The sequence below is a fragment of the Bacillus sp. OxB-1 genome, from assembly GCF_000829195.1.
In the GTDB taxonomy this organism is placed as follows: Bacteria; Bacillota; Bacilli; order Bacillales_A; family Planococcaceae; genus Sporosarcina.
Map to the genome: position 1 here is coordinate 832,466 of NZ_AP013294.1, position 26,324 is coordinate 858,789.

The window sequence follows — 26,324 nt, forward strand, 5'->3', positions numbered from 1 at the left end:
TCCTCTTATACGCGAACGCTTCCTTCATTTACAATCTGTTCTTTCACTCGCATCTTCTGGATTTTCCCACTTGGCGTCAGTGGAAACTCGTCTGTAAACCGGACATGGTTCGGCAACTTATAGGTTGCAATCTTACTTTTCAAATGGTCCAGGATCTCCTGCTCGGTACAGCTTTCATTCGGCAATAACTTAATGACCGCGCATACCACTTCCCCGAGCACTTTATCCGGTAATCCGATTACGATGGCGGTACCGACTGCGGGATGCTGCATGATGAGGTTTTCAATTTCCTGCGGATAAATATTGAACCCTCCGCGGATGATCAATTCTTTTTGGCGTCCCACGAAAGTGAGATACCCTTCCTCATCCACCTTACCTAAGTCGCCCGAATAGTACCAGCCTTCGTGGTCCACCGCCTTAGCCGTCTGTTCCGGCATATTGTAATATCCTTTCATCTTCGTCACGCCGCGGATTGCAATTTCGCCGACTTCGCCCGCCGGGATTTCTACACGGTTGGCATCGACAATTTTAATTTCTACACCTTTAATCGGACGGCCTAGCGTATTGAGGATCTTTTCTTCCGGATCATCCAAGGCGCCCACTGTCGTTGTAGCCGTTTCCGACGTTCCAAATGCTTGGATCAGATTAATATTGAACTTTTTCCGGATCTCTTTCACTTTATCCGGTGAAATCGGGGAAGCCGCCACAACGCCAGCCCGTAGCGAAGATAGATCATATTTATCAAAATCCTCGTATTCCAACTCCTTCAAATACATCGTCGGCACCGCTTGCTTGATGGTTCCTTTTTCTTTCTCCGTCACTTCGAAGATCAATTTCGGATTATACTTTTCGATCAGCACCATGCGGGCCCCCGCTGCCGTAGCGGTGAATAAATTCATCGCAATGCCGAAGATATGGAATAAGGGGGCAGAAATGATAAAGACATCTTTCTCCGTGCATTGCAGTCCATCCGCCCCGACGTTCCCCGACATGACGCACGAACGATGTGTCAACATAACCCCTTTCGGATCTCCCGTCGTCCCGGATGTATAAAGGATCAGATAGACATCCTCCGCCGGGTCGATCGACACTTCTGGAACAGCCGGCACTTCTTCCTGAAGCCAATCCTCTAGACAATCAATGCGTTCGTCCGAGAATTTCACCCCCACGATGGTCGGAACTATCTGATACGCCTCTTCATACGACATATTGTCCGCAAACTTATCTGTAATAAAAAGAATCTTCGGGGTGGAGTTTCTTAAAATATATGTAATTTCATGTGAGCGGTAACCTGGGTTGAAAGGGACCGTAATGGCACCGACCTTTCCGGCAGCGAACAGCAAGACGGCCGTTTCGTACCAGTTCGGCAAAGATACCGCGATGCGATCTCCTTTTTCTATCCCTTTCGCCGCCAATAGATCCGCATACCGATCGACATCTTGCTTCAGTTCCTTATACGTCTTGCGGGGAGTATTAAAATCATAGATCGCTTCGACATCAGACATTTCGTTGCTTACGTATTCGAGTAACCCATAAACACTCACATCATCTCGTTTTTTCAACAGTTCCAGCCCCTTTCTTCAGATCTATTGTCTAGGATAGTCGCGGCAGGCGACTGAATCCTGAGACAGTCACCCGCCGGCAAAGTATGGTGTGAAATTATCGACCTGCGTAGACCGGCTCACGCTTTTCAACGAATGCGGTCAAGCCTTCCTTCCGATCCTCGGTCGAAAAAGCGTTTCCGAAGCAAGCCGCTTCCACGATCAACCCCGAGTCGATATCCGTGTTACTGCCCGTGTTCACTGCCAACTTCGCCATTTGCAGCGCAATCGGCGGTTTCGAGGCGAGTTTGGCAGCCCATGCTTGCGCCGTTGGCAGAAGTTCCTCTTGCGGAACGATTTTATTGACAAGATTCAATTGGTTGGCCCGTTCTGCGCTGATCATTTCGCCAAAGAACAACATTTCTTTGGCGACGCCCATGCCGGTGATTTTTTGAAGGCGTTGCGTACCGCCGCCGCCCGGGATGATGCCAAGACCCACTTCTGGAAATGCGAATTTTGCCCGCTCCGTTGAAATGCGGAGATCGCAGGTGAGTGCCAGCTCAAGGCCGCCGCCTAGCGCCAATCCATTGATGGCCGCGATAATCGGTTTGGTCGATTGCTCTATCTTATTGAAGACACTCCGGGAAACTTTGTTCATTTGATTAATCCCCGCCAGGTCCAAGGATGCCATTTCCATAATATCGGCTCCCGCGACGAACGCTTTTTCCCCGCTGCCCGTCAATACGATGGCCCGTACTTCGTCGTTCTGATCTAATTGGTCAATTAAATTCCCAAGCTCTTTGAAAACCGCACTGTTTAGCGGGTTGACCGGCGGCCGATTGATCGTGACCGTTGCTACGTAATCTTTGATATCTACCAATAAGTGTTCAAATGTCATCTTTCTGCACTCCTTTATCATTCGTAGTCGTAGAATCCGGCACCCGCTTTTTTACCAACGCGGCCAGCCCGCATCATTTGTTTCATTAACAACGGTGGAGCGAAACGGGTATCGTCAAATTCCTTCTGGAAATATTCCATGACGAAATAACCGATATCCACCCCCGCATAATCTTGAAGTTCGAAAGGCCCCATCGGATAGTTCAAACCAAATTTTACGGCTTTGTCGATGTCTTCAGCAGAGGCCACTCCTTCTTCCAACAGACGGATAGCTTCGATGAAGTGCGGAATCATGACCCGATTGACGATGAACCCAGGTGTGTCTTTATTGACGACAACATGTTCTTTTTTCAATTGTTCTGCAACCGCTTTCAATTGCTCGACCGTTTCATTACTTGTGTTGTAGCCTCGCACAATCTCAACTAATTTCATCAATTGTGCCGGATTGAAGAAATGAAGGCCGGCCACACGGTCAGGTCGCTTCGTCACCGCAGCAATCTCCGTGATGGACATGGAGGAGGTATTCGTTGCCAAAATGACCTCATCCCGCGTAATTTCATCGAGTTGCTGGAAGACTTCTTTTTTCAAGTCCATATTTTCAATGATGGCTTCGATGACGAGGTCGGCATCCTTAAAATCTTCCATATTTATAGTAGTCCGAATTCTGCCAAGCGTCGCTTCTTTTTCGTCTTCCGTCATTTTGCCGCGCTCCACACTCTTCTGCATGAAACCGGCAATCCGTTTCATTCCGTTATCCAGAAAGCAGTCCTCGATATCCCGCAAAATCACGTTAAACCCATTTAGCGCTGCCAAGTTGGCAATGCCGCTTCCCATGGAACCCGCTCCCACTACTCCAATTGTTTGAATCGTCATGATATACACCTCAATTTTCTAATTTGTATATTCATTATAAAATTCAATCAATTCGAATAGTACCTACAAAGTGTAGGAATAGAATCTGGCTTTCCCGTCATTTTCAATGAAAAAGACAGGCACTCCGCTATGGCATCATATTGTGGAGGCCTGTCTACTATTCCTAAAGCGCCTGTCGCTTCATATCATATAATTTATACGCCATCATCAAATTAAAGCGAACTTCGGAGTCGTTCAAGTCAACACCGAGGAGTTCCTCCACCTTTTCCAGACGATAAATAAGCGAACTGCGGTGGATAAATAGTTCCTCGGAGGTGCTTTTGGCGTTCCCATTGTTTTGCAAATACACGCGCAGTGTATTCAACAGATCGATGTTCTTGCTTTCTGAATAGTCGAGGAGAATGCCAAGCTGGCTGTCCATGAAGATATCGACAACCGGATGATCAAGATGGTAAAGGATTGTGTAGGATCCCAACTCCTCGAACAATGAATAGCCGATGGACAAGAAGCGGTTTTGGACGACATTCAACACTTGGAGAGACTGTTCGTAGCTGATGTAGTATTGGTCGAGTTCAGCTACTTTGCTTCCGACGCCAAGATGAACTCTGCAGTTGGTCGGACTCTTGGCAGCCGCTTCTTCCACATGATTATAGAAGGTTCTCCAAGACCGTTTCCGATTGTCCTCTTCTGCCACCGGGACGATGAATAGATAATTCTCATGGAATGTGGCGGTCAGGATGCCCCGGTATCTAGCCGTGATCCGATCCATGATATATTCCCACGCCAACGTCTTTTTCGCTTTTTGTTCCAGCAAGTTCGAGCCTTCCAATTCATCCTCGTCCAATGTAATTGATAAGGTCGCTACACGATGTGGCTGATACATATCCCATTGGAACAGATTCGCGTATTGCAGGATGCTCTTTTCATCTTCGATCGTTTCCACTAATAATTTTCCCATGAACGTATCCTTCGCCTGTTCATTCGCATCCAATACAAGTTTTTGTTTAATGAATTGGATGGAGCAAATATTCCGGGCCAATTCAATGGTCAATTGGTCGAATTCATCCAGCTCCTGCGCTTTCATTTGAATCGCTAAATATCCCAACAGCGAATTGACGCCATTGATCGGCCAAATGGAGAAATGCTCGCCGCCTGGCAGAGTCACATGGAATCCTTCCACAGTGCTACGCCTGCTTTCCGCTGCATTTATAAATTGTTCCAAAACTTCTTCAGCGGACCCTTCCATTCTATAGAACAAGGGTCGGAAAAACCGGTCTAATAGAATGACAGAGTCCTCGTACAACTGGACCAGCATATCCGCCACACCTTGGAATCCATCATTGACAACGGTTTCCTTAACGAGCGCCTGTTGGTAATCCAGAAGGACCTGTAATCGCTCCCGGTGATTTTTTTCCGTTTGATACAATTGTGCGTTTTTCAGCAAGATGGCGATATGATCGCTTAAGAGCTTCAACGATTGCACATCATCGTCCGCAAACAGCAAATCCCCTTTTTTACGCTCGACGTGCAACACCCCAATTGTTTTCAAATCGACTACGATTGGAATGGTCAGCTGCGTTCCGCCGACTTGCTCCAGAAACGGGAAATATTCATTCAAAAAGTTTTTATCTCGGATGGAGATTCTTTCGGTATGGGCAAAACAGCCAAACACCGGATACTGTAGCTCGAAACACCCTTCGCTGTCATTGTATAAATAAATGCAAGCCGAGGCGGCATCTGTACCCTTTGCTGCACGAAGCGTGAATTCTCGGATATTGTCTTCCAGAGATTTATTGATGGACAAATTTTTACTGATCCATTCGATCCCTTCCACTTTCTTCAACTGGTGGTCCTTGGCCCTGGCCACCCCGATTGCGACGGCCACATCCTTCCCAAATTCATCGAAGATCGTGTCCATTTCGAGCAATGGGATGTATGTAAAAAACCCGATGATACAAAACCCGTATTTATTCGAGCCATCGATCAAGGGAACTGTGAACCATGTTTTCACATCCGAGCCATTCAGCACTTTCGTCAAAGCACAAGTTTCCGGCCCTTCCGTTTCCTTATCCTTCGTACTATAGGAAAGCAGCCGGGACGAACAAGCCTCGATCGGAAGCGGAAATGCCGTGCGGATGTTTCCCACTTCTCCTGCCCACGCCTTCGGAATGAATTCATCCGACTCGGCCAGGATGACTCCGACAAAATCGCAATAAAGCTCCGTTTTGAATGAATCGAGCAAGAACTGGATCGCTTCCTCTTCCGTATCGATCTTGATCAGTTGCCGTGAAGTGGTCCGTAAATGATGTTCCAGTCGCTGTATGACCTTATTCCTGACAATTCCAGACATGAAATAGTCACCACTCTCCGTTTATTCTCACTATTCAGTGTACCATGTATTGGATATGCGACGGAGCTTTCTCTGTATTCAGAGGTGTTTATCTTAAGCCGAATCCGTCCCCATATACAAAAGCGAGATACTACTGCTGAAAGATAAAAAAACTATTCCCGATTATTTGCGTCGGGAATAGTACTCAGTAGTCAAGATAGGAAATCGATTATCCTTTGTTATTAACTTTGGTCTTATAGTTTTTGTAGCCATGGAACTGATCGATAAATGTAAAGTCTTGGGATGTGCGATTTTCTAAAATGGTATTGCGGAGCAAAATCGTTTCCGGTCTTTCTGCATGGATGATTTCTCCCCACATCCGTGCATTATTTTGAACGAACGCAGTTCTCGGAATACGCTCTTCTTGGTATTTCTTGAATGCTTCTTCCACAGTGCTGTTTTCTTCAATCATATCAGCGAGGTACGCGGCATCTTCCAATGCTTGACAACCGCCTTGTGCCAAATATTGAAGCATGGAGTGTGCTGCATCGCCCAATAATGTCACGCGGCCTTCTGTCCAGTTGGAAATTGGAACCCGATCATACATCGGCCATCTTTTTTGACGTTGAATGAAGGAAATAGCGGTTTGCACTAGATCGCAAGTTCCAGCAAACACTTCGTCCATTTCTTCCGGCGTGCCCCAGTCGTCCGTTTTCTCAATCTCTTTGCGGTATTGGTTACTTTTGAACACGACCACTTGGTTGTACAGCTCGCCGCGACGAACTGGATATTGAACAAGATGAAGGTTCGGCCCGATCCACATATACACATCATCCAGATTGCCGATATTCGTCACTTCTTCCATCGGGATTGCTCCACGGTATGCGACATATTCCGAGCAGACCGGCTCGTCATCACTGAAAAGTGGGCGCACTTTGGACCAGATGCCGTCTGCACCGACGACTGCCATTCCAGTATGGACATTTCCGTTTGCCGCCGTGACCGTCACTTGGTCGCCGTCCTGTTCCGTTTTGACGATCGAGTGGTCTGTATGCAATTCAATGTACGAGTTTTCCAAGCAAGCTTCATAGAGTGCTTTGTGTAGATCCGAACGGTGCAAGACAATATACGGAGCCCCGTAGCGCTCTTTGTACACATCGCCTAAATCCAATGCAGATAGCTCTTCTCCTGTGAAAGCGTCCATCAGAACAAGCCTTTTCGGGAATACTGCGATATCGTTGATCCGGTCCATTACACCAAGGCGTTGGAGTACATTTGTGGCGTTCGCCGCGAGTTGGATTCCCGCCCCGATTTCCAAAAACTCAGGGGCTTGCTCCAATACTTTTACGTATTGATTCGTTTGCGCGAGACCTAAGGCAGTGGCAAGACCGCCGATTCCTCCGCCGATTACGATGAACGGATTGTTTTTACTGTTTCCCATAGGATGACCTCCAAATTTAAAAATAAATTAATTTGATGAAAAGAGGAGACCCCTCGTGGCGGACCAGAGGGGGACCTCCCAAAATATACACGAGCGGCTTATCTGAATGCTGCTTTAAATTCGCCTGTGACTTCTTGGAATCCATTATTCGCTTCCATTTTCTCTTCTTGTTCTAGCTCAAAACGATCCATGATCGGCAAGTCGTTGACAGAGAAGAGATAGGAATCTTCAGAGGCAACATGCTCATACCAAGCCCAGTTCGGAACAACGAAATAGTCGCCTTTTTTCCAATCGAAGCGCATGCCGTTGATGACGGTGTAACCGGAACCTTTATGTGCATGATAGATTGTCGAATGCGTATGACGAAGCGCTTTTGTATGGAAATCTTTCGGCAGGAACTGCATACGGGAGCCCATTGTCGGGTTCGCCGATTTTCCTGTCGATGGGTTGATGTATTCAATTGCAAAGCCGTGATTCGGATCCGGGTCAAAATTCATCAAGCCCTTGATCGCGTCGACCGTGCGGCTCCATTTATAGTTCGCAAGCGGAGCAACGGTATATTTGTCGTCTCCGACCGGACGCATCATGCCGCCAGCATAGCGAAGCTCGGAGAAATTATCCGGAACATTCGGCTGTTGCAGGCCATCCGCGTAGGGCTCAAAGAATGTACCGCCTATAGAGTAGATTGTCGGGATATCCAACGCATCCATCCAGATCATCGGTTTGTCGCCGACATGACCGTGGCCATGCCACAAGGTTTTCGGTGTGATGAGGAAGTCTCCTTCCTGCATATATACCCGCTCTCCTTGAACGATCGTATACGCCCCTTCCCCTTCGGAAATGAAACGAAGGGCGCTTTGCGAGTGACGATGGGATGGTGCTTCCTCGCCAGGAAGAAGCAACTGGACGGCCGCGTAAAGCGTTTGTGTAGTTGACGCCCAACCCCAAGGCTGGCGATACGTCAAACCCGGATTTTGGAAATAGATCGCACGGCGTTCTCCCCCGCGTTCCGGTGTGAAAATCTCGGAAGCTTCCATTAACTTTTTATGCAAAAGCTCTGCGCTCCAAAGGTATGCTTCCGCATGTGGTTTCGGTGATTTATTCATGATTTCCGGAATCGCTTCCCAAAGCGGACCAAGATTGTATTGCTGGATATCTTTTGTAAAGTCTTTAACCGTATCACTCTTCATGAACTCTTTAACATCAACATTTTGTTCTGCCATCTTCCCCACATCCTTTTTATTTGATGATGAGTCTATTCGTGCCTTCTAAATATCGGATTTCCGCTCCAAATTTTGTTTGCGACGAAAGCGAAGCGACAGGAGCAGGCGGACGCTTTCCGCGGGCGTTGCCTCAGTCTCCTCGGTCGCTTCGCGCCCTCCGGGGTCTTCGGCTAACGCTTTTCCCGAAGGAGTCGCCGCTTTCAGCTACAATCCTAGGATTACTTTATGACTCATTCGCTGCAATCTGGGGCGAATGCTCAGCGCTCGGGCATGTCGCCGATCGATACAAACTTAGTTTCCTTCTTGCAAAGCTACCCGGTTTTCCAACACTCCGACTTTGTCGATTTCAATTCTCACCACGTCGCCATCTTTCAAGAAGGTTGGTGGATCCATTGCCACGCCTACTCCACCTGGTGTACCGGACAAAATAACATCTCCCGGCTCAAGCGTCATCAGGTTGGATAGGAAGGCAACAAGTTTCTGAACAGAGAACACGAGGTTCGCCGTATTCGTTTTTTGTCGGACTTCTCCGTTCACCGTCAAGACAACGTCCAAACCGGATGGATCTGTCAGTTCATCAGTTGTCACAAGCCAAGGTCCCATCGGTGCGCTGCCGTCAACCGATTTCCCTTGTAGCCACTCGAGTGTGCGGCGTTGAATATCGCGGTATGTGACATCGTTTGCGATTGTGTAACCCGCCACGTAATCAAGTGCATCTTCTTCGGATACGTTACGCGCTTGTTTCCCGATTACGAACGTGAACTCCGCTTCGTAATCCAATTGTTCAGAAATTGGATGGAACGGGATATCGTCTTCTGGCCCGATTACCGTATTGGCAAATTTCGCGAATACAACCGGGAATTCAGGAATTTCACGGCCCATCTCCAAGATATGTTCCCGATAGTTGTGACCTACGCAGATCATTTTGCTAGGAGCCGTCACAGGCGCTTCCACTTTGACCGCCGATTTTTCATAAATGAGTTGATGCTCAAAGCTGTCCGGATTCTCAAGAGCGTAACCAATCGCTTCTTGTGCCAAGCCCATGCTTTCTTTGCCGCCTTGTAAAAACGCTTCCATTTTTGCTGGAACGAAAGCTTCAGCAATTTCTTTATAACGGTATTTCTCTTGGCTTTTCAGTAAAGCTTGGTACGCATAATTCAAGTCCACCACTTTGTTTTCTTCCACAACTGCTCCGATACGTGAATGACCTGCTGTTGTAAATGTAATAAGTTTCATTGGAATCTCCTTTGCCTTGTCAGTAGTTTAGGGCCGTTTGCACCTAACTGTAAGTTGTCTCTCAAGTAAACGCATTCATTTTTCTCTTAAAACTTCTTTACAGCTGAGCCATTTTTTCGGCGCGCTGCATGATCAGTTCTCAAGATGGGGAATTCTCTAACAAAACAACCCCTTTCACTTTTTATACCTATTTGATAAGATGTTCACTATATATATAATATTATAATGTAAAGGGGAATGTCAATATTCTATCTTATTTAAATTTCCGTAAATTCTAAGGAGTGGTTTAAATTAAACTTTGTATTGCCCCATAGGATTACCTATACTTAGCAGTAGAAAAGAAAATATTTGGAGGAACGATATGGTAGAAATTATTAAAAACGGCTCCATGATTCAATCCCTGCAGATCGGGATTAAAATAGTGGACGTTATTAAAGAAAATGAATTGCCGATGAGCTTTTCAGATATACAGGAAAAAACGGAAATCACGAAAAGTAACTTATATAAATATATGAACACGCTCGTCCATCTTGAGCTTTTATTTCGCGATAAATCCACAGGTCTTTACCATCTTGGCAATAAACTGATTCAATACGGCACGGCCGCCATCCGGAATGAAGATACGATTGCCCTCATCACGCCTTATTTACAAACCATCAGCCAGCATTCCAAATGCTCGACCCTGTTTGCCGTCTGGAGCATCGATGGACCGATCGTGGCAAAAATCTGGAACTCCGATCAAGTGCTGAACATTGGTGCTCAAATCGGGACGCTTCTGCCGCAGCAATCATCATCCGGTAAAATCTTTAATACGTTTTTGGAAAGCCAAAAACAATTCAGACAGCAAGAAGGACAAGTGACGTCCACTCCCCTGAGCGAAGAAGAGAGACGTCAAATCCTTGCAGAGAAAATAGCGTTTGCTAGGGAACCCCTGATTACATCCGTTTCCTCTGTCTCGATCCCCATCCTCACTTTTAATGAGAAGCTCGTCGGTTCCATCACAGTCGTCGGTTTTTCCGATAACATCCCGGTCTCCTTCAACGAGCCACTGAGCCAATATTTAGTGGAACGGCAAAAAGAGATCTCCGGAATTTTCGGATACAAAGGGTAAGCGTTCCCAACACTATTTATATGGATGAAAAAAGCAGTATCAGGCAACTTCACGCCGATACTGCTTTTTCTTTTGTTTATTTTAAAACGGATGGCAGCCAGAGTACGAGATCCGGCCAATACGTAATGACTAGCAATGCGATAAAAGACGCAATGAGAAACGGCCAAATCGATTTGATGAGCGTTTCCAGTTTGACATCTCCAAGCGCAGAGGCAATGTAAAGCCCAGCGCCTACTGGCGGCGTCAACAAGCCGACTGTCAGGTTAATACAAATAATAACCCCGAAATGGATCGGATCAATTCCATAATTCGCGATAAGCGGTGTAAAAATTGGAACGAGAATGATCAATGCCGCCATGCCGTCCATGAACATACCGACAATGAGTAGGAATATATTGACGATCAACAAGAAAACGAGAGGGTTATCTGTTAAAGAAACCATCCATTCTGCAATTTGTTGTGGAATTCTTTCAAAAGACAGCATCCATCCAAACAAATTCGCCATGGCAATGAGCATTGTAATCGTCGCAGTCGTTACCGCCGTGTTAATAAAGATCGTTGGAATCTGCGAGATTTTCAATTCGCGATAAAAGAAGAAACCGACCAATAACGCAACGATACAGGCAAATGCTGCGGATTCTGTCGGAGTGAATACTCCACTTAAAATACCCGCAATAATAATAACCGGAACGGCCAATGCCGGAATGACATTAAGAAAGGCTTTGACCACTTCGGCAAATTTCGCTCTTTCTTGCGTCGGCCATTTTTCCTTTGTACCAACATAGCCGATTAATACAATAAACGAAACGGCAAGCACTACGCCCGGAAGAATCCCGGCGATGAACATATCGCCAATGGAAGCACCTGACGCCACCCCATAAATGATAAACATCATACTAGGCGGGATAATCGGTCCAAGAAGACCTGCCGCGGCAGTTGTCGCCGAGCTAAATTCCCGCGTATACCCATTCTTCTCCATGGAAGGAACCATCGTCCGGCTCATCATGGCAATTTGAGCGGTTGCCGAACCGATAATAGACGCGAGCAACATATTGGAAATAACATTGACATATGCAAGACCGCCTCGAAAATGCCCGACAAGCGTTTTCGAAAACTCGATCAAGCGTTTTGTAATGCCCCCCGAGTTCATCAATTCCCCAGCGAGCATGAACAGCGGGATGGCGAGCAAACCAAAGTTCTCTAAACCTGAATACAGTCGTTGGGGAGCAGTTGCCATTAACCCCATATTATTAGATGCGATAATGTAAACAATGGTCGTCAAACCTAATACAAAAGCAATCGGCACTTGCAGAAGGAGCAGGACAATAAAAGCCAACAGTGCAAATGTCATGATGCGGAACCTCCTTGCTTGCCGAAAAAGTTATCCAGAACGAGTTCCAGTGTATGAATCACCATGAACAAGAAACATACCGGTATACTCAAATAAGCGTAAATCATTGGCAAGCCAATTGAACTGGACTTTTGCACCCGAATGTTTGGCGAGGATAACCAACCGATAGACAAATAGAAGATATATGCGACAAACGCCAACAGTGCAAGCATGCCGATCCCTAAAAGGACAGTGCGAAGCTTCCCTTTCATTTTATCCATTAAAATTGAAACTGCTGCGGATTCTTTACGCTTAATACTCATACTGCCGCCGATAAAAGAAAGCCAGACTAGTGAAAAAATGGCGATCTCATCTGACCAAGTCAGCGGCGAGCTCAGGACATAGCGATAAAGGACACCAGCTGCTAATGAAAACAGCATGGTGCCACATAGGATGATCGCAGCGAATTTTTCAATGGAATACACCCAATTGCTCAGGCGGTGTAAAGCTTTCATAGAAATTCCCCCGATTTTATTTTGCCGCGGCCTCCAGGAATGATTTAATCACATCGGATTTCGCAGAGTATTCGTCGCGAACTTCCTGTGAAATAGCATCAAATGCAGAGGAGTCAGTCAATTCAACAACGTTGACGCCGCTGTCTTTCAATGTTTGCAAGTTGCTCTCTTCACGCGCGATCGACTCTTGAATTCCCCAGTCTACTGCTTTTTGCATTGCTTCTTTTACAATCTCTTGATCTTCGGCAGAGAGTTTATCGTAAGAAGGTTGTCCCATAACGATAACCGCCGGGAATGTCATATGGTTTGTAAGTGTCAGGTTTTCAGCATTTTCATAGTACTTTTCAGTAACCAGTGCGTCCAAGTCAATGTCGATTCCATCGATTACGCCAGTCTGAAGGGATGTATACACTTCAGGAAGTGGCATCGCAGTAGGACCGGCACCTGTTTTTTCCCAGAAAGACTGCATGGACGGGCTGCCGATAATACGAATTTTCTTACCTGCCAAATCAGCCGGAGATTCTACAGTACCGCTTTTTAAAAGTACGTGACGGTTACCAGCAAAGATGAAGTCCATTCCGACTAGGCTTTGTGAACTTAATTCTTCCAACATTTGTTTTGCAGCATCCGAGCTGCGAAGTTCATTTGCTTCTTCCAAGTTATTGAAAACAAATGGCATGAACCAAGCATTCAGGGAATCTTGACGGGTACTCATGTACGCATTTGTCAAGAAGCCGAAATCCAATGAACCCGTTTCAAGTTGTTGTACCATGTCTTTCTCTTGGCCTAGTTGGGAAGCAGGATAAATTTCGACATCCATCCGACCGTCTGAAAGTGCTTTCAGTTCTTCACCAAATTTTTCAGCAGTTTTATGCCAAATATGAGACTCTTGAGTAACGTGAGAAATTTTAAAAGTATACTTTTCACCCGCCGCAGCTCCTTCTGTGTCGCCGCCTTTATCTGATGAAGCAGTATCACCGCCATTGCCGCATGCGGCTAACATGGCTGCCAACGCCAAAACCGAAACGAATGCAACCGATTTCATTTTTTTGAAGAATGACATTGTTCTTCCCCCTCTTTTTTTAATAAAATGTCTTGTGATTTTTGATAATATTTATAAATCCTATCATAGACCACAAAGCAAGCCCGTATTTTTGTACAAATAGTGGACTTGCTTCACTTATAATATAATTCATTCAATTGCGAAGTCAACCTATTTTTTAATTTTTACAATGCTTACTAGATGAAAAACAAAACAACCGTTAAGCAAATGTAGTAGTTGCACAATCCGGAAGTTTATAATTTGCTATGCAATGAACAAAAGCGCAGGGCGCTTGCTCAGAGGCGACAGGCATAAGACGAAGATGCGGCGTGGCGCTTTTTGCCACAGAGCAGCTTTGACTTATGACCCCGAGCCTCTAGCGCCCGGAGCTGGACGTAAACAAACCTAATTTTGAAGGTTATCCACATGCCCGAATTTTATAATTTCCTAAGTAACAAAAAAGACGCCATTTGGAAATTTCCTAATGACGCCCCTCAATAACTCATATTGATTTCTGAATAGATTGTTTCAGCGAAACGACCCGCGTTTGCCCGATGCAGACGATGAGGAGACAGCTGATGCCTAGTAAAATTGCATCTAAAAAAAGCGGTGCGCCCCACCCTCCTGTACTATCCCGGAGAACACCCGAAATGACGGGGGATAGCAAAGCGCCGATTTCTGCAATCAGATTCCACATACCAAACGCTGAACCTCTCTGTTTTTCCGTAGCCAATTCAGTCACCATGGCATGTTGAACCGCTTGTACTGCGAAAAATAACAAACCGGAGACAAAAAGGATGGTCGACATGATAACTGGATTGTTCTTGCCGCTGACCATGTAAAAGGCAAATACGAAAACGGAAATGGTCAACCCGACACTTAACCAAACAAGAACGTTCTTGCGCCCATTTTCCTTATGGGCTACTCGGTCTGAAATCGCTCCACCCAATGGAAAACCGATCAGACCAGCAACCGCATTAAAAGATGCGATGAGCGCCGCAGCCAAGAACCCGCTGCCGCCAAATTCTTGGACAATTGCAACGGACCAAAATCCGTAAAACCATAAATGCCAGAGAATCGGGATGGCAGACAAATACAAGAGAACTAGATTGCGATTTCGCAATACGGGTGCAACTTCTTTTTTCGTTTTGTAAATATAAGCGATAAATAAAAAGGCGAACAGAGTAAAAATGATGGCAATATTTACTTCGCCCAGCTTGAAGAAGTCTGCTATATAATACACGCCCAATATAATAGCGAGAAAGACGAAAGAATAGCGGCCAATATTGAGCAAAGCCATCTTCACATCGGATGGTTCCCGTTCTTCCGTTTTGATCAAATACTTCTTTAGGACAAAGCCGATGAGGATCGTCAACGCACCTAAAATGAAGAAAGGTGCTTTCCACGCATCATTACCGAGAAAGCCGCGCGACATTTCAATCATATAAGGCGTGACCAACAGACCCGCCGTCAAGCCGACCGACAGACCGCTGATGACGACCCCCATGCCCAACCCCATCTTTTTAGGCGGTGTCACTTGTGCAATGAATGAACGGTCATTGGAATAAAGGACACCTTCCCCAAGTCCCGTCAAAATCCGAAGGGCAATGAACAGAAAGAGCCCGTTGAACAGTCCGGTAAGCAACGTCGTAACCCCTGCCCAGAAAATACTAATCAAAATCATATTCCGGTAACCGAATTTGTCGCCGAAATACCCACCCGGAAATTGAGTCAGCATATAGCCGACAAAAAAGAGACTTCCTAACAATCCCCCAAGTGCGTACGGATTGTCAACGGATGCAAGAAAGGCGACATCATTTTCAATCATCCATGTGACAATCGGCCCCGTAATCGTCCGGTCAAAATAGGAAATAAACCAACCGACAAATAATAATCCCCAAACGCGGTAATACGGTTTCCCAGTTGTAGTCATCGTTTTCCTCCCCTAAATTGAAAATGGATAGTCTCCTTGCAATCGTTTACATTTCAGTACTACTTATTATCTATCCACTCGCTCGTCTAGCACCCGTTTTGATTTCATTGTAAAGCGTGGAAGCGAACCGGACGCCACATTTTCAACAGCAATCCGTAACCCGACGCGATCTCGTAAAAGTGCAGCCAATTCCGCAATTATATTGGAATCCGATTCGATTTGAACTTTAATCTGGTCCATTCCGTTCTCGGTGTAGTAGACAATCCGGAACTCCTTCACTTCAGCGAACTCCCGGACAATCGCCTCAATGGAGGAAGGATAGATATTGATGCCCCGGATGACGACCATGTCATCGGCGCGTCCCAGTACGCCTCCCGGGAAAAACTTGAATGGATTGCCGCATGCACAAACTTCCTCGGAATTCAACACGACATCCGCTGTCCGATACCGAATGAGCGGGTAACCATAGCGCCCCAAGTTGGTCAACACGAGCTCCCCTTTTTCTCCGACAGCAACCGGTTCCAACGTTTCTGGATCCAACACTTCGGCGATGAATTCGGCTTCATTGACATGAATTCCGTTTTGCTCGGAGCAAGAGTACCCATATGCCCCCATCTCGGTCATGCCTACGTGGTCGAACAGTTTCGCTCCCCAAAGCGTCTCGATCCGCTTCCGGGTGGAAGGTACGGAACCGCCCGGCTCACCCGCTGTTATAATTTTGGTGATCGTACTATTCTGTAGATCCACTTCCAGTTCTTCCGCCACTTCCGCCAGATGCAAAGCGTAACTTGGCGTACAGAGGAGAACCGTTGCTTCATTTTCCATCATGCAATATAGACGTTCTTTCGTGGATTGGCTCCCTCCCGTGATGACGAGGGACTGGTTTCTCTTCGCCGCTTCGAACGCAGCCCAAAACCCGATGAACGGGCCGAATGAAAATGCGAGAAACACGCGATCCGCCTTCGTAACACCACTGGAACGGTACACCTCCAACCAACAATCCTCCCACCACGACCAACTTTCAGCCGTATCCAATACCTTCAGCGGAGAACCCGATGTTCCCGAGGTTTGGTGATAACGGATATAGTCCTCAACAGGATAAGAATGGTTACTGCCATACATACCATTATTCTTTTGATCCTCCACCAACTCTTGCTTCAGCGTTAGAGGAAGGCCCTGTAGCTGTTCTAATGAAGAAAGCGGCAATTGCACCTGTTCCAGTTTTTTTTGATAAAACGCATTTTGCCCTTTAGTAAACGCAAGCAAGTCATTTAATCGAGCAAGTTGGTCCTGATGTAATTTGTTTGGAGAAGAACTTTGCGTAATCATATGATCCCATCCTTTTTGTGTTTTGTTACAGACTACACTCTGCTGGCACCGGACTCGGCAGCAGCCATTTTATCTTTGACCATTCCAGGGATGGAAACTGCTTTCGGCTTCTTTCCTGCAAACGAAGCCCATGCGCGAATCTCGCTTCCCTCCGCCACCAACTCGTCTTCTTTGTAAAAGCGATGCTGAAATTGGAAGACTTTATCCCGCATTTCTACGACCGTTGTACGAATAGTAAAAGAATCTTCAAATACTAGCGGCCGGAAAAACTTACAGTTTGTTTCGAGTAAGGGCAATCCGATTTGTTCTTCTGTCATCAAAATGGAAGTCGCAAACCCGATCGACTTGAAAAAATGATGCGTCGCCTGATCCATCCATTTGTAAAAGTTCGGATAGAAAACAATCCCCGCTGCATCCGTGTCCCCCCACTGCACGCTCCATTCATACGTAATTCCTGACATTTTCCACACTCCTTAGAAGTTCACAATTTGGTCTTATTTGCGTGTGTATTGACAATCTTAGTATGATGGTTTTAGCATTTATACCTTTTTGTTCTTCTATATGGAACAAAACATAACTTTTTTATTTTTATTCTGATAATTCGTTCTTAACTGACTAAAAAAGGAGGATTTTCATGAAAACCGGACAAGGTCTTCAACGAAGTTCATCTATTGAAAATTCGATGTGTATTTTAAAAGCCTTTTCCATGGATCAACCCGAACTGCGGGTGGTCGATGTCGCGGAACAATTAGACATCGCAAAAAGTACGGCGCATCGTTTGCTATCGACATTGGCGAGTGAAGGGTTCGTCTACAAAGATCCGCAATCCAACCATTACAGCCTCGGCGTTTCAGTCTTGGCCTTGACGAATATTGTGAATTCCCAATTGCCCATCGTGGAAGAAGCCACCCCCATCCTGAATGCGTTAACAGAAAAAACGGGGGAAAGTTCCCATATGGCGATACGGGAAGGACAAGAGGTCATTTATTTACAAAAGATCGATAATGAATATTCCGTTCATGTGACGACTCATATCGGTCGCCGGAATCCTGTTCACTGCACGAGCACCGGGCAAGCGATCCTAGCTTTTGAATCAGACGAAGTGGTAGATGAAATACTATCTCGCCCTTTACCAAAATTTACGGAACATACCATTACCGATCCCCAGCAATTACGGGATAGATTAAGAGAAATCAAGCGCTTAGGTTACGTCATCGATATCCAAGGTTTCGAGAAAAAGGTCATTTCCATCGGCGCGCCGATTTTCAATAGCAAAGATGAAGTCATGGCTTCCGTGAACATCACAGGTCCAGTGATCCGGTTGAAAGAAAAGGAAGCGCAGCGGAAGTGCGTGGAAGAAGTGGTGGCAGCCGCAAGACGGATATCCAATCTCGTCAAACTGCGGAAAAGACTGTTCGAGGAGGGGAAAGCGTGATGACACAGACACCATCCGATAAATATTTGATTACATCCGTGAAAAATGCCATGCGCATGCTGCGATTATTCAATAGAAGACAAACCGAGATCGGGCTGACGAGCATTGCCGAACAAATCGGCGTGCCCAAAAGCACAGCCCATCGAATCGCTGCCTTATTGGTGAAGGAAGGATTCCTGTCCAAAAACCCGAGAAGCGGTAAATACCGGCTGGGCCTGTCGCTTTTGACATTGGGCGGGGTCGTCTCCACCCACCGGGAAATGTACCGGGAAGCCTTTCCTGTCGTCAGCGAACTAGTCAACGAGGTGAATGAAACCGCTCATATTTGTTTATTGGAAAACGATGAGGTCGTCTACCTGTTTCGAAAAGAGAGCGAACGGCATAACCGGCTCATCACTTCGATCGGCAGGAAAAACCCGATCCATTGTACCGGGGAAGGGCTCTGCATCCTAGCCTTCCAAGATGACAGGACTATTGAGCGTGTGCTGTCCAATCCGTTGTATCCCTATACACCCAGGACGTTGACGAAAAAGGAGGCAATCTTACAAGAGTTGGAGCTGATTCGCAAAAGAGGATATGCAATCTCGATCGAACAATTCTTCGAAGGCTTCATGGGAATCTCCGCACCGATTCGTGATTACTCCCAACACGTCGTTTCCTCCCTCGCCATCATCGGCTCCACTTCGACTATCACGCACGACCGATTCCCGGAGTTGATCGAAAGAGTGGTCAGCGCGGCTAAAGAGATTTCCGAGCATCTAGGATATTACGAGGCTTAGATTTTTTAATTTTTAATTCTATTCAATAATTTTTTGAAAAGTGTTCCGCATAGAAGAACGATACTATGTTTCGCTTCCTTTGGTCTCGTTATAATCAAGACAGATTAAAAAAACGAGACAAAGGAGTTTTTAATATGGTGAAAAATGTTGAAGTGGTAGTTGTAGGGTCCGGGCCGGTCGGCTTGACGGCGGCACTCGCCTTGCAAAACCAAGGCATTTCCTGTGTGGTGATCGAAGCGGAAGAAAAAGATGCACCCCGTGCGGGAAGTCGGGCGATCTACCTGCATAGCGCAACATTGAAGTTATTGGAAGAAGCTTCGAAAGGACTCGGCTTCACCTTGGCAAGAAACGGAATTATTTGGCCCGTCAAACGGACGCTCTATCGCGGGAAAGAAGTATATGTCCGCCACTATGGCGCGACGGATACACAAGATCCGAACCGTTTGCCGCATTTTACGTCCCTTCATCAGCATGAAATCGAGAAGCATATGTACGAAGCCTGCATAAAAGCAGGTGTGCAGTTCGTCTATGGACAGCCGGTGGAAAAACTGAATATCGGGGAAGACGGCGTCAAAGTGAAGACAACGACGGGCGATGTCTGGGATGCCCAATATGTAATCGGTTGCGATGGTGGCCGTTCGGTTGTCCGGCAAGAGGCAGGATTGACATTCGAAGGACCGCGGACGCATGACACATTCCTCGTCGTCGATGTGACGGAAGACGAAGAGAATCCGCTTCCGATCGAACGGGTCTTTCATTACCAACACCCGGCCATGGGTCATCGGAATGTCTTGCATGTCCCATTCAAAGGCGGCTGGCGAATCGATCTGCAACTGTTGGCGGATGACAAAGAGGAAGACTTCGCGAGCATCGAAGGTGTGAAAGAATGGCTGCCGAAAGTGATGGATCCGAAATATGCAGAGCGGATCACATGGGTCTCGTCCTATCGATTCCATCAAGTCGTCGCGGATTCGTTCACCGACGAAAAACGACGTGTACTGTTGGCAGGGGAAGCCGCCCATTTATTCGCCCCATTCGGTGCACGCGGATTAAATTCCGGTGTGCCCGACGCCATCATTGCGGTGCGCGGCATCCAGGCAGCACTTCATGCGGACGAGGAAGAACAACGTCGGGAAGCCATCGACGCAGCAGCGAAAGAACGCAGAATCGCCGCCCTCTGGAATCGCGATGGCTCGACAACGGCCCTTCACCATATCCAAGGCGACTCACCGGAAATGAACATGAAACGGGAACTTGCAGCTTCCCTCGTTTCCATCGTGCCGAGACTCGGACGTTGGCTCGATGAGGGCCCATACGGACCCAAATTCGGCCCGCCTGAACTGACGACAAAATATTAAAAAGGAGGCGGCATGGAAGATGACTGTACAATTCAAAGAAGAAACCTACGGCCCGGAAGCGTTATCGTTGACCGACCTTGCGGAAAAACTGACTTCTCTTAATTGGTTTAGCAAAATCGGAATTACAGATACAGCGGTGGAACAACAAGTGCGGCAGTTCGTCGAAGCATTGGACGTTCAGCAATTTAATGTAGAATGGGTAGCCAAGGAAGACATCGCGGCGACTATTGGAAAACTGACTTTCGAAAACAGCGACGTCTGGCAAGCGCTAAAAGACATCCCAGATCAGTTGAAAAAGAAGATTGACGAAAAAGAACGAAATGCGTTATTGGAATCAATGGTTGACGCCTTGCCGGAAGCGGTATTCCACCCGTCCTACGCAGGGGCATTCAACCAATTGACCGAAGAAAAAGCAATCAGCTATCTCGTCGGCAACGCGATGTATATCAGTGTGATGGCGGGCACCGCTGCTTTAGCCGAAACCGAACTCTTCCAACCTGTGCTCGACATCGTCGAATCCGGACATACTGTACTCGGACTAGAGGGCAATACGATTTACATTGTATGAATCAAAAAGGGAGATCCCCATGTCGTGAGATCTCCCTTTTCCCCTTCATTCTACTCAGCAACGTATCAACCAATGCCCCCATCGTTATTGCACTACCTCGAAACATTTTCGCCAAACCCTACAACGTAACTGCACAATATCGAAATATCCTAACATATCCTCCTGGCATTGTTTTTGACAAGGGCCCTTTGTCTTTCATGTTATATAACGGGGAATCTTATCATTCGTAACAATGTCTTAATACTTTTTTTTGCGTTCCGTTTGAGGATCATATTCATACAGCAACGCTTGTGACTCGGCCACTTCCTGCACAATGAGTCGGTTGCCTCTCCAAAGTACGGAATATGTGTCGGTAAATTGCGCGATTTGCTTGCCTTTGGATACATCGAACAGAGTCAGGTTTGATCCAGAAGAACCTATATAATAATCCGCCGCAACATAACGGCCCGTGGAATCCAAAGCCAATTGTGTCATCACCGCGTCTGGAATGGCTGTCAACAAAGTAAAACTTTTCGTTTCACGGTCAAATGCCAAAACTACGACTTGCTCCTCGCCTTGCAAACTGAAAATGACTGTTTTTTCATCATGCGTGATGACTAACGAGCTAAAGCGGACGTTTTCATCTGCGATAAAAGCTCGGGGAATATCTTGTAGTGAAAAAATTATTTCCTTATTTCCACCCTTCGCTAATTGAATTTGATTTTGATCATAAGCGGACAACTCGATTTGCGGCAGTTCTTTCACTTGGTTAATGACAAATCGTCCTTTCTCCTTTACCAAGGCAAATTCATATGTTGTGATTTGATAATACGGTAGCGCAGTATCCGTCCAATATACTTCAGCTTCGACCGTTGCCGACTGCTGATGTTCTTCCGCTCCAGTGATTTGAAACCCGATTTGCCGAGGATTCGAATACGTCAAAAACGCGGGCGGATCCTTCATTAACCCCATCGCATAGTCATCATCTCGCACAATGAGAGCTTGAAGAAAGCCCTTTACCGCTTGAGTTGCAGTTATCTCTTCATCGCTCAGCTCGATTTTCATAATCTGCACTAACTCATGATCACCGTCAATTCTCGCTTTCATGACATATAGCTGCCGCTCTTCTCCGCCCCAAATCGGGGATCGATAGCGATAGACCGCCTTCTCCGTAGACTCATATCGCGGCGGCGGATTGGTCGTCACTTTTTTCTTAGTTTCCAAATCCAGATCCGCTATCCACACATCCTCCACTCCCGAACTTGTCTTGACATACGATATATAATTTTCATCGTTCGAAATCGACGGACTCTTGCCGTCATCCACGATTTCTTCTTCGCCTTTTTTCAGTTCATATAGAAGGATTTTGCCGTCACGGTGAAATACAAGTTTTTGTTCTTTCGTCACAAAAGAAGGCCGTTCTCCCTTTACGATGGCTTTCTTTTCTTTTGTCTGCAAGTCGGCTTCCAGAATGGTTTGATTCGACGTAATATAAAAATGGTCTTCGTCCTTCCATTCAGGATCACTGTAGTCGCCTTCCAATACTTGCTCCGTATCATATGTTTTCAAATGCAGAAGGAAAACATCTCCGTTTCGGACGAACAGCAAATGTTCCCCTTCGGAAGTCCGGCTAAAACGATCGGCGGTCTGTTCGGAAATTTTCCTCAACCCGTCATTTTCGTAAATGAAAATACCTTTGTCCTTCAACGAAAGATAGAAATGGCCATTAACATGCGTATACGCCATAACCTCTCCACTTCCGATATCAAAAAAAGAAATTCCGTTTTCCACCATCAAGGAACCGGCCCGTGCTTGTTTCGTCGGAAGATTAGGCAGGAAAACGGCTAAAAACAAGACGGCCGCAGCTACTAAAGGAAGCCATGAATTCCTTCTGTTTTTTTCTTTTTTTATAATCGAAGCACGGAGCTTCCTTTTTATTTCCTCATCCACTTCTATGTCTTCCCGTAATTCATGAAGATAGTTTTCGATTTTCTCCTGCCTCATTATGATTCCCCCAAACACTTTCTAACTCGGATTCCTAATTTTTTCGTAATTCGATTGGACTTGACGCGAAGGGAACCTTCTTTTTTGTTTAAAATCATGGCCATTTCTTTGAATTTTAAATTAGCAAAATACCGCAACTGGGTAATTTCCAGATCCTCTGTTGACAGATGGGGCAAGCTTTTCTGTAAGCATTCTTTTTCATTCGCCCCCTCAAAGGAATCTTCAAAATCCACTGGACTCACATAATGCTCCATCCCATCCCCGATTGGCACGTTTTTCTTTTTCCGATAGAAATCGATAATTGTATTGCGGGCAATCATAAAAAGCCAAGATTTTTGATTCGGATGCTTGGCTAGCGAAGAGCGCTTCTCAAAAGCTTTTCGAAAAATATCACTCTCCAGATCTTCCGCGTCCCATTTGTTCCCTGTCTTCACATACACATATCGATACACGTCATCAAAATACGCATCATACAATTGAATAAATTTCACATGCACTATGGCAGCCCAAAAATGAAATAAACGTTTCGTGGTAAAAAAACGTAACAACGGATGATAAATCTTTTCACTTCACTTTACGTTTGCGAGAATTTTATAGAAGCAATTAAAAGAAGTCCGGGAAGTCATAATTTACTGACTCCTCGGACTACCTAACAACAGATCTCATAATGGGTACTATTCAACCTTGCAGAATTTCCTATATACCTTGAATCGTTTTTGACTAACTTCGTAACATTCACGGTCAACTCCGAAACGTTTTCGTCCTGCTTCACAACATATCCACACGACTTCGAAACACTTCCGCCATACCTCACAATATACCTACACAACCTTGAAGCGTTTCAGCTTAACCTCATGCCAAAACTCACCCCGTCGCTTTAATCCCCAAATAAGCCGACCGCACTTGTTCGTTGGAGTTGATTTCTTCATTCGTGCCGTTCAAGATGAATTTCCCTTGGTCCATGACATACGCCCGGTCTGCCACTTTCAATGCCGCTTTGACGTTTTGTTCGACGAGGATGACCATCGTGCCCATCTCTTCTTTAATTCGCAATAAAATCTCCAAGATTTCGCTGACGATTTTAGGGGCCAGGCCCATGGAAGGTTCGTCCAGCAGGATAATCTTCGGATTGGACATGAGCGCTCTGCCAATGGCAAGCATTTGCTGCTCGCCCCCACTCATGTTCCCCCCTAGGTTGGTATAATGTTTCTTCAATCCCGGGAACATTTCCAACATATGCTCCAAATTTTTGCTAACCTGTTCTTTGTCTTTGTAATACTTGGTATACATGCCCAACAACAGATTTTCTTTCACGGTGAGGTTGGAAAAGACTTGGCGCCCTTCTGGAACGAGGCTCAATCCCTTGGCGACCACTTTGTGTGAAGGCAGCCCGCTGATTTTCTCCCCGCGTAACGTCACTTCCCCCGTGACAGCAGGATACAAGCCCGCCAGCGTATTCAATAATGTGCTTTTGCCCGCGCCATTCGCCCCGATAATTGATACGATTTCTCCTTCTTCCACATGAAAATCAAGGGAATGCAAGATTTGGATCTTCCCGATTCTCGTGCTCAAATCACGTACTGTAAACATATTACACCGCCTCCTCGCCCAAATACGCACTGATGACTTTTTCGTTCTTTTGGATTTCTTCCGGCGTGCCTTCCGCAATTTTGGAGCCGAAGTCCAACACGACGATTTTATCGGCCAGTTCCATGATGGTCGCCATCTTATGCTCGACGAATAAAAAGGAATGCCCCTGCTTTTTCAAATCCGAAATATAGCCCGCCATCATATTCGTTTCCGCGTCATTCAGGCCAGCCATCGGTTCGTCCAGCATGATGAGTGACGGTTTATAAACGATGGCACGGGCGAATTCCAATTTCTTTTGCTGCCCATAGGAGAGTTGGCCCGCCTGCTCGAATTTCAACGGTTCGAGTCCGACCATTTTCAGTACATCCATGGCGATATGATATGCCTTTTCTTCATTGCGCTTGACGCTTGGAAAGCGGAAGCCCGCCCCGAAAATATTCGTTTTCAAATCGACGTACGTTCCCATCATGACGTTCTCCAGCACTGTCATATTGCTGAAAATCTGCAAGTTTTGAAAAGTCCGGGAGATGCCGAGTTTGGCCAGTTCATAGATTTTTTTTCCCGTCAACCGTTCCCCCTTGAACAGGACCTCGCCTTCCGTCGGTGTGGAATACGAAGAAATCATATTGAACAGCGAGGTTTTCCCCGCACCATTCGGACCGATCACCGCGACGATTTCCCCTTCGCCAACTGTGAAACTGACGTCATTGACCGCGACAACTCCACCGAACCGCTTCGTTAACCCTTTCACTTCCAGGAGCTTATTCATAATTAACCCCTTCCTCGGGAATGACAGCTTCCTTCTTCCTGCCCTTCCACACCATTTTCCTTATGGAATCCAGCACGCCAATCAACCCTTTCGGCATATAAATCATGACGATGACGATAATGAGTCCATATACGACAATTTCCACCTCTCCGCCGATGTTGAAATATGTATGACCGACGAAGCGGATGAGTTCATTCAAAAACATGATTGCGGCCGTACCGATCATGGCTCCCCAAATGGAATGGACGCCGCCGACCATCACCATGACCAATAACAGAATGGAAAACGTGATATAAAATGTTGGTGGGGCAATAAAGTTAATATAGTGAGCATAGAGGCTACCTGCCAATGATGCGAAAACGGCGCTGATTGCAAAAATCAGCACTTTATATTTCGCCGAGTTGATTCCCAATGTTTCCGTCCCAATTTCACTGTCATGGATACTGCGCAGCAAACGTCCGACATTGGAGCGGATGATATTCATTGAAAACAGGATAACCAAGGCGACAACCGCCCAGACGAAAAAGTAGAAATAGAGTTGATTGCCTAAATTCAATCCGAACAGCGATAGGTTCGGAATGCCAACCAAGCCGCCTGCGCCGCCCGTATACTCACTCAAGCCAAGCATCAACGTATAGACGATAATATTCACCGCAATGGTCGCCAAAGCGAGGATATGTCCTTTCAATCGTAGGATCGGAATACCGATGAGATAAGCGATGATGAATGTCACGACCATGCCAATGACTATGGCGAGCCAAGCCGACATATCATATTTTGCCGTCAAGATGCCCGATGCATACGCCCCGATTCCAAAAAATGCTGCATGACCGAGCGAAATCTGTCCCGCATACCCAATCAGCAAACTTAACCCAATCGTAACGATGCAATAGATCCCAATTAGGATTAACAACGTGAAGAGATATTGGGAACGGACGAAAAGCGGTAGAACCAGGACAACGGCCATCAACCCTAAAAACCCTTTCCACCGGCTTCCGTATAATAGATTATCGATATTTTCCATAATGCCGCCTCCCCCTTT

The 26,324-nt window shown here is 46.2% G+C and carries 23 protein-coding genes; 5 read left to right on the forward strand and 18 right to left on the reverse strand.

Going from position 1 to position 26,324, the window contains the following annotated elements; genetic code table 11:
- Nucleotides 1-5 precede the first annotated feature (5 nt).
- From OXB_RS04370 to OXB_RS04400, 7 genes are all read right to left on the reverse strand, one after another.
- A complete protein-coding gene (locus tag OXB_RS04370) occupies nucleotides 6-1,562 on the reverse strand; it encodes a class I adenylate-forming enzyme family protein (RefSeq protein WP_231860360.1) in 1,557 nt (518 codons plus the stop codon).
- Between the two features lie 97 nt (nucleotides 1,563-1,659).
- Complete coding sequence (locus OXB_RS04375) at nucleotides 1,660-2,439, reverse strand: enoyl-CoA hydratase-related protein (protein WP_041072201.1); 780 nt, start codon at nucleotides 2,437-2,439, stop codon at nucleotides 1,660-1,662.
- A 17-nt stretch (nucleotides 2,440-2,456) separates the two neighbouring features.
- Nucleotides 2,457-3,311 carry a 3-hydroxyacyl-CoA dehydrogenase family protein gene (locus OXB_RS04380; protein ID WP_041072203.1) on the reverse strand — a complete coding sequence of 285 codons (855 nt, stop codon included), beginning with the start codon at nucleotides 3,309-3,311 and terminating at the stop codon, nucleotides 2,457-2,459.
- 163 nt (nucleotides 3,312-3,474) lie between these two features.
- Nucleotides 3,475-5,661, reverse strand: a complete 2,187-nt coding sequence (locus OXB_RS04385; RefSeq protein ID WP_041072205.1) for a helix-turn-helix domain-containing protein — start codon at nucleotides 5,659-5,661, stop codon at nucleotides 3,475-3,477.
- Nucleotides 5,662-5,869: 208 nt separating this feature from the next.
- Nucleotides 5,870-7,081 (reverse strand): FAD-dependent monooxygenase, encoded by a 1,212-nt coding sequence (locus OXB_RS04390; RefSeq protein ID WP_041072207.1) that lies wholly within the window; start codon nucleotides 7,079-7,081, stop codon nucleotides 5,870-5,872.
- A 98-nt stretch (nucleotides 7,082-7,179) separates the two neighbouring features.
- A complete protein-coding gene (locus OXB_RS04395) occupies nucleotides 7,180-8,304 on the reverse strand; it encodes a cupin domain-containing protein (RefSeq protein ID WP_041072209.1) in 1,125 nt (374 codons plus the stop codon).
- A gap of 291 nt (nucleotides 8,305-8,595) precedes the next feature.
- On the reverse strand, nucleotides 8,596-9,540 hold the full coding sequence (locus tag OXB_RS04400; RefSeq protein WP_041072211.1) for a fumarylacetoacetate hydrolase family protein: 945 nt from the start codon (nucleotides 9,538-9,540) through the stop codon (nucleotides 8,596-8,598).
- Between the two features lie 361 nt (nucleotides 9,541-9,901).
- Between OXB_RS04400 and OXB_RS04405 the strand changes: the two genes are divergently transcribed.
- Nucleotides 9,902-10,651 (forward strand): IclR family transcriptional regulator, encoded by a 750-nt coding sequence (locus OXB_RS04405; RefSeq protein ID WP_041072213.1) that lies wholly within the window; start codon nucleotides 9,902-9,904, stop codon nucleotides 10,649-10,651.
- A gap of 76 nt (nucleotides 10,652-10,727) precedes the next feature.
- Here the strand turns inward: OXB_RS04405 and OXB_RS04410 are convergent, their stop codons facing one another.
- The 6 genes from OXB_RS04410 to OXB_RS04435 form a co-directional block, all read right to left on the reverse strand.
- Nucleotides 10,728-12,002 (reverse strand): TRAP transporter large permease, encoded by a 1,275-nt coding sequence (locus OXB_RS04410; protein ID WP_041072215.1) that lies wholly within the window; start codon nucleotides 12,000-12,002, stop codon nucleotides 10,728-10,730.
- Nucleotides 11,999-12,496: a TRAP transporter small permease gene (locus tag OXB_RS04415; RefSeq protein ID WP_041072216.1), complete on the reverse strand. Its 498-nt coding sequence runs from the start codon at nucleotides 12,494-12,496 to the stop codon at nucleotides 11,999-12,001. Before OXB_RS04415 ends, OXB_RS04410 begins: the two co-directional genes overlap by 4 nt.
- Nucleotides 12,497-12,512: 16 nt before the next feature.
- Nucleotides 12,513-13,559, reverse strand: a complete 1,047-nt coding sequence (locus OXB_RS04420) for a TRAP transporter substrate-binding protein (protein WP_052483866.1) — start codon at nucleotides 13,557-13,559, stop codon at nucleotides 12,513-12,515.
- Nucleotides 13,560-14,040: 481 nt separating this feature from the next.
- A complete protein-coding gene (locus tag OXB_RS04425) occupies nucleotides 14,041-15,471 on the reverse strand; it encodes an MFS transporter (RefSeq protein WP_041072217.1) in 1,431 nt (476 codons plus the stop codon).
- 66 nt (nucleotides 15,472-15,537) lie between these two features.
- Entirely contained in the window at nucleotides 15,538-16,800 is a 1,263-nt protein-coding gene (locus OXB_RS04430; protein WP_041072219.1) for a phenylacetate--CoA ligase family protein, read from the reverse strand.
- A gap of 32 nt (nucleotides 16,801-16,832) precedes the next feature.
- Nucleotides 16,833-17,261 carry an acyl-CoA thioesterase gene (locus tag OXB_RS04435; protein WP_084212387.1) on the reverse strand — a complete coding sequence of 143 codons (429 nt, stop codon included), beginning with the start codon at nucleotides 17,259-17,261 and terminating at the stop codon, nucleotides 16,833-16,835.
- 173 nt (nucleotides 17,262-17,434) lie between these two features.
- Here OXB_RS04435 and OXB_RS04440 point away from each other — a divergent pair, with 173 nt between their 5' ends.
- From OXB_RS04440 to OXB_RS04455, 4 genes are all read left to right on the forward strand, one after another.
- Nucleotides 17,435-18,235 (forward strand): IclR family transcriptional regulator, encoded by an 801-nt coding sequence (locus OXB_RS04440; protein ID WP_052483867.1) that lies wholly within the window; start codon nucleotides 17,435-17,437, stop codon nucleotides 18,233-18,235.
- Nucleotides 18,235-19,014, forward strand: a complete 780-nt coding sequence (locus tag OXB_RS04445) for an IclR family transcriptional regulator (protein WP_041072223.1) — start codon at nucleotides 18,235-18,237, stop codon at nucleotides 19,012-19,014. Before OXB_RS04440 ends, OXB_RS04445 begins: the two co-directional genes overlap by 1 nt.
- A gap of 134 nt (nucleotides 19,015-19,148) precedes the next feature.
- Nucleotides 19,149-20,372 (forward strand): FAD-dependent oxidoreductase, encoded by a 1,224-nt coding sequence (locus tag OXB_RS04450; protein WP_041072225.1) that lies wholly within the window; start codon nucleotides 19,149-19,151, stop codon nucleotides 20,370-20,372.
- A gap of 19 nt (nucleotides 20,373-20,391) precedes the next feature.
- The gene (locus OXB_RS04455; RefSeq protein WP_041072227.1) at nucleotides 20,392-20,940 is read left to right on the forward strand and encodes a hypothetical protein; all 549 of its coding nucleotides are present in this window, start codon (nucleotides 20,392-20,394) and stop codon (nucleotides 20,938-20,940) included.
- A gap of 237 nt (nucleotides 20,941-21,177) precedes the next feature.
- On the opposite strand, the gene OXB_RS04460 is transcribed toward OXB_RS04455, so the two are convergent.
- From OXB_RS04460 to OXB_RS04480, 5 genes are all read right to left on the reverse strand, one after another.
- Nucleotides 21,178-22,923 (reverse strand): TolB family protein, encoded by a 1,746-nt coding sequence (locus tag OXB_RS04460; protein WP_041072229.1) that lies wholly within the window; start codon nucleotides 22,921-22,923, stop codon nucleotides 21,178-21,180.
- Nucleotides 22,923-23,414: an RNA polymerase sigma factor gene (locus OXB_RS04465; RefSeq protein WP_231860361.1), complete on the reverse strand. Its 492-nt coding sequence runs from the start codon at nucleotides 23,412-23,414 to the stop codon at nucleotides 22,923-22,925. Before OXB_RS04465 ends, OXB_RS04460 begins: the two co-directional genes overlap by 1 nt.
- 373 nt (nucleotides 23,415-23,787) lie before the next feature.
- Nucleotides 23,788-24,513, reverse strand: coding sequence for an ABC transporter ATP-binding protein (locus OXB_RS04470; RefSeq protein WP_041072231.1), 726 nt, complete (start codon nucleotides 24,511-24,513; stop codon nucleotides 23,788-23,790).
- A gap of 1 nt (nucleotide 24,514) precedes the next feature.
- On the reverse strand, nucleotides 24,515-25,282 hold the full coding sequence (locus OXB_RS04475; protein ID WP_041072233.1) for an ABC transporter ATP-binding protein: 768 nt from the start codon (nucleotides 25,280-25,282) through the stop codon (nucleotides 24,515-24,517).
- Nucleotides 25,275-26,306, reverse strand: a complete 1,032-nt coding sequence (locus tag OXB_RS04480) for a branched-chain amino acid ABC transporter permease (protein ID WP_052483868.1) — start codon at nucleotides 26,304-26,306, stop codon at nucleotides 25,275-25,277. The genes OXB_RS04475 and OXB_RS04480 overlap by 8 nt, the downstream gene beginning before the upstream one ends.
- Between the last annotated feature and the right edge of the window lie 18 nt (nucleotides 26,307-26,324).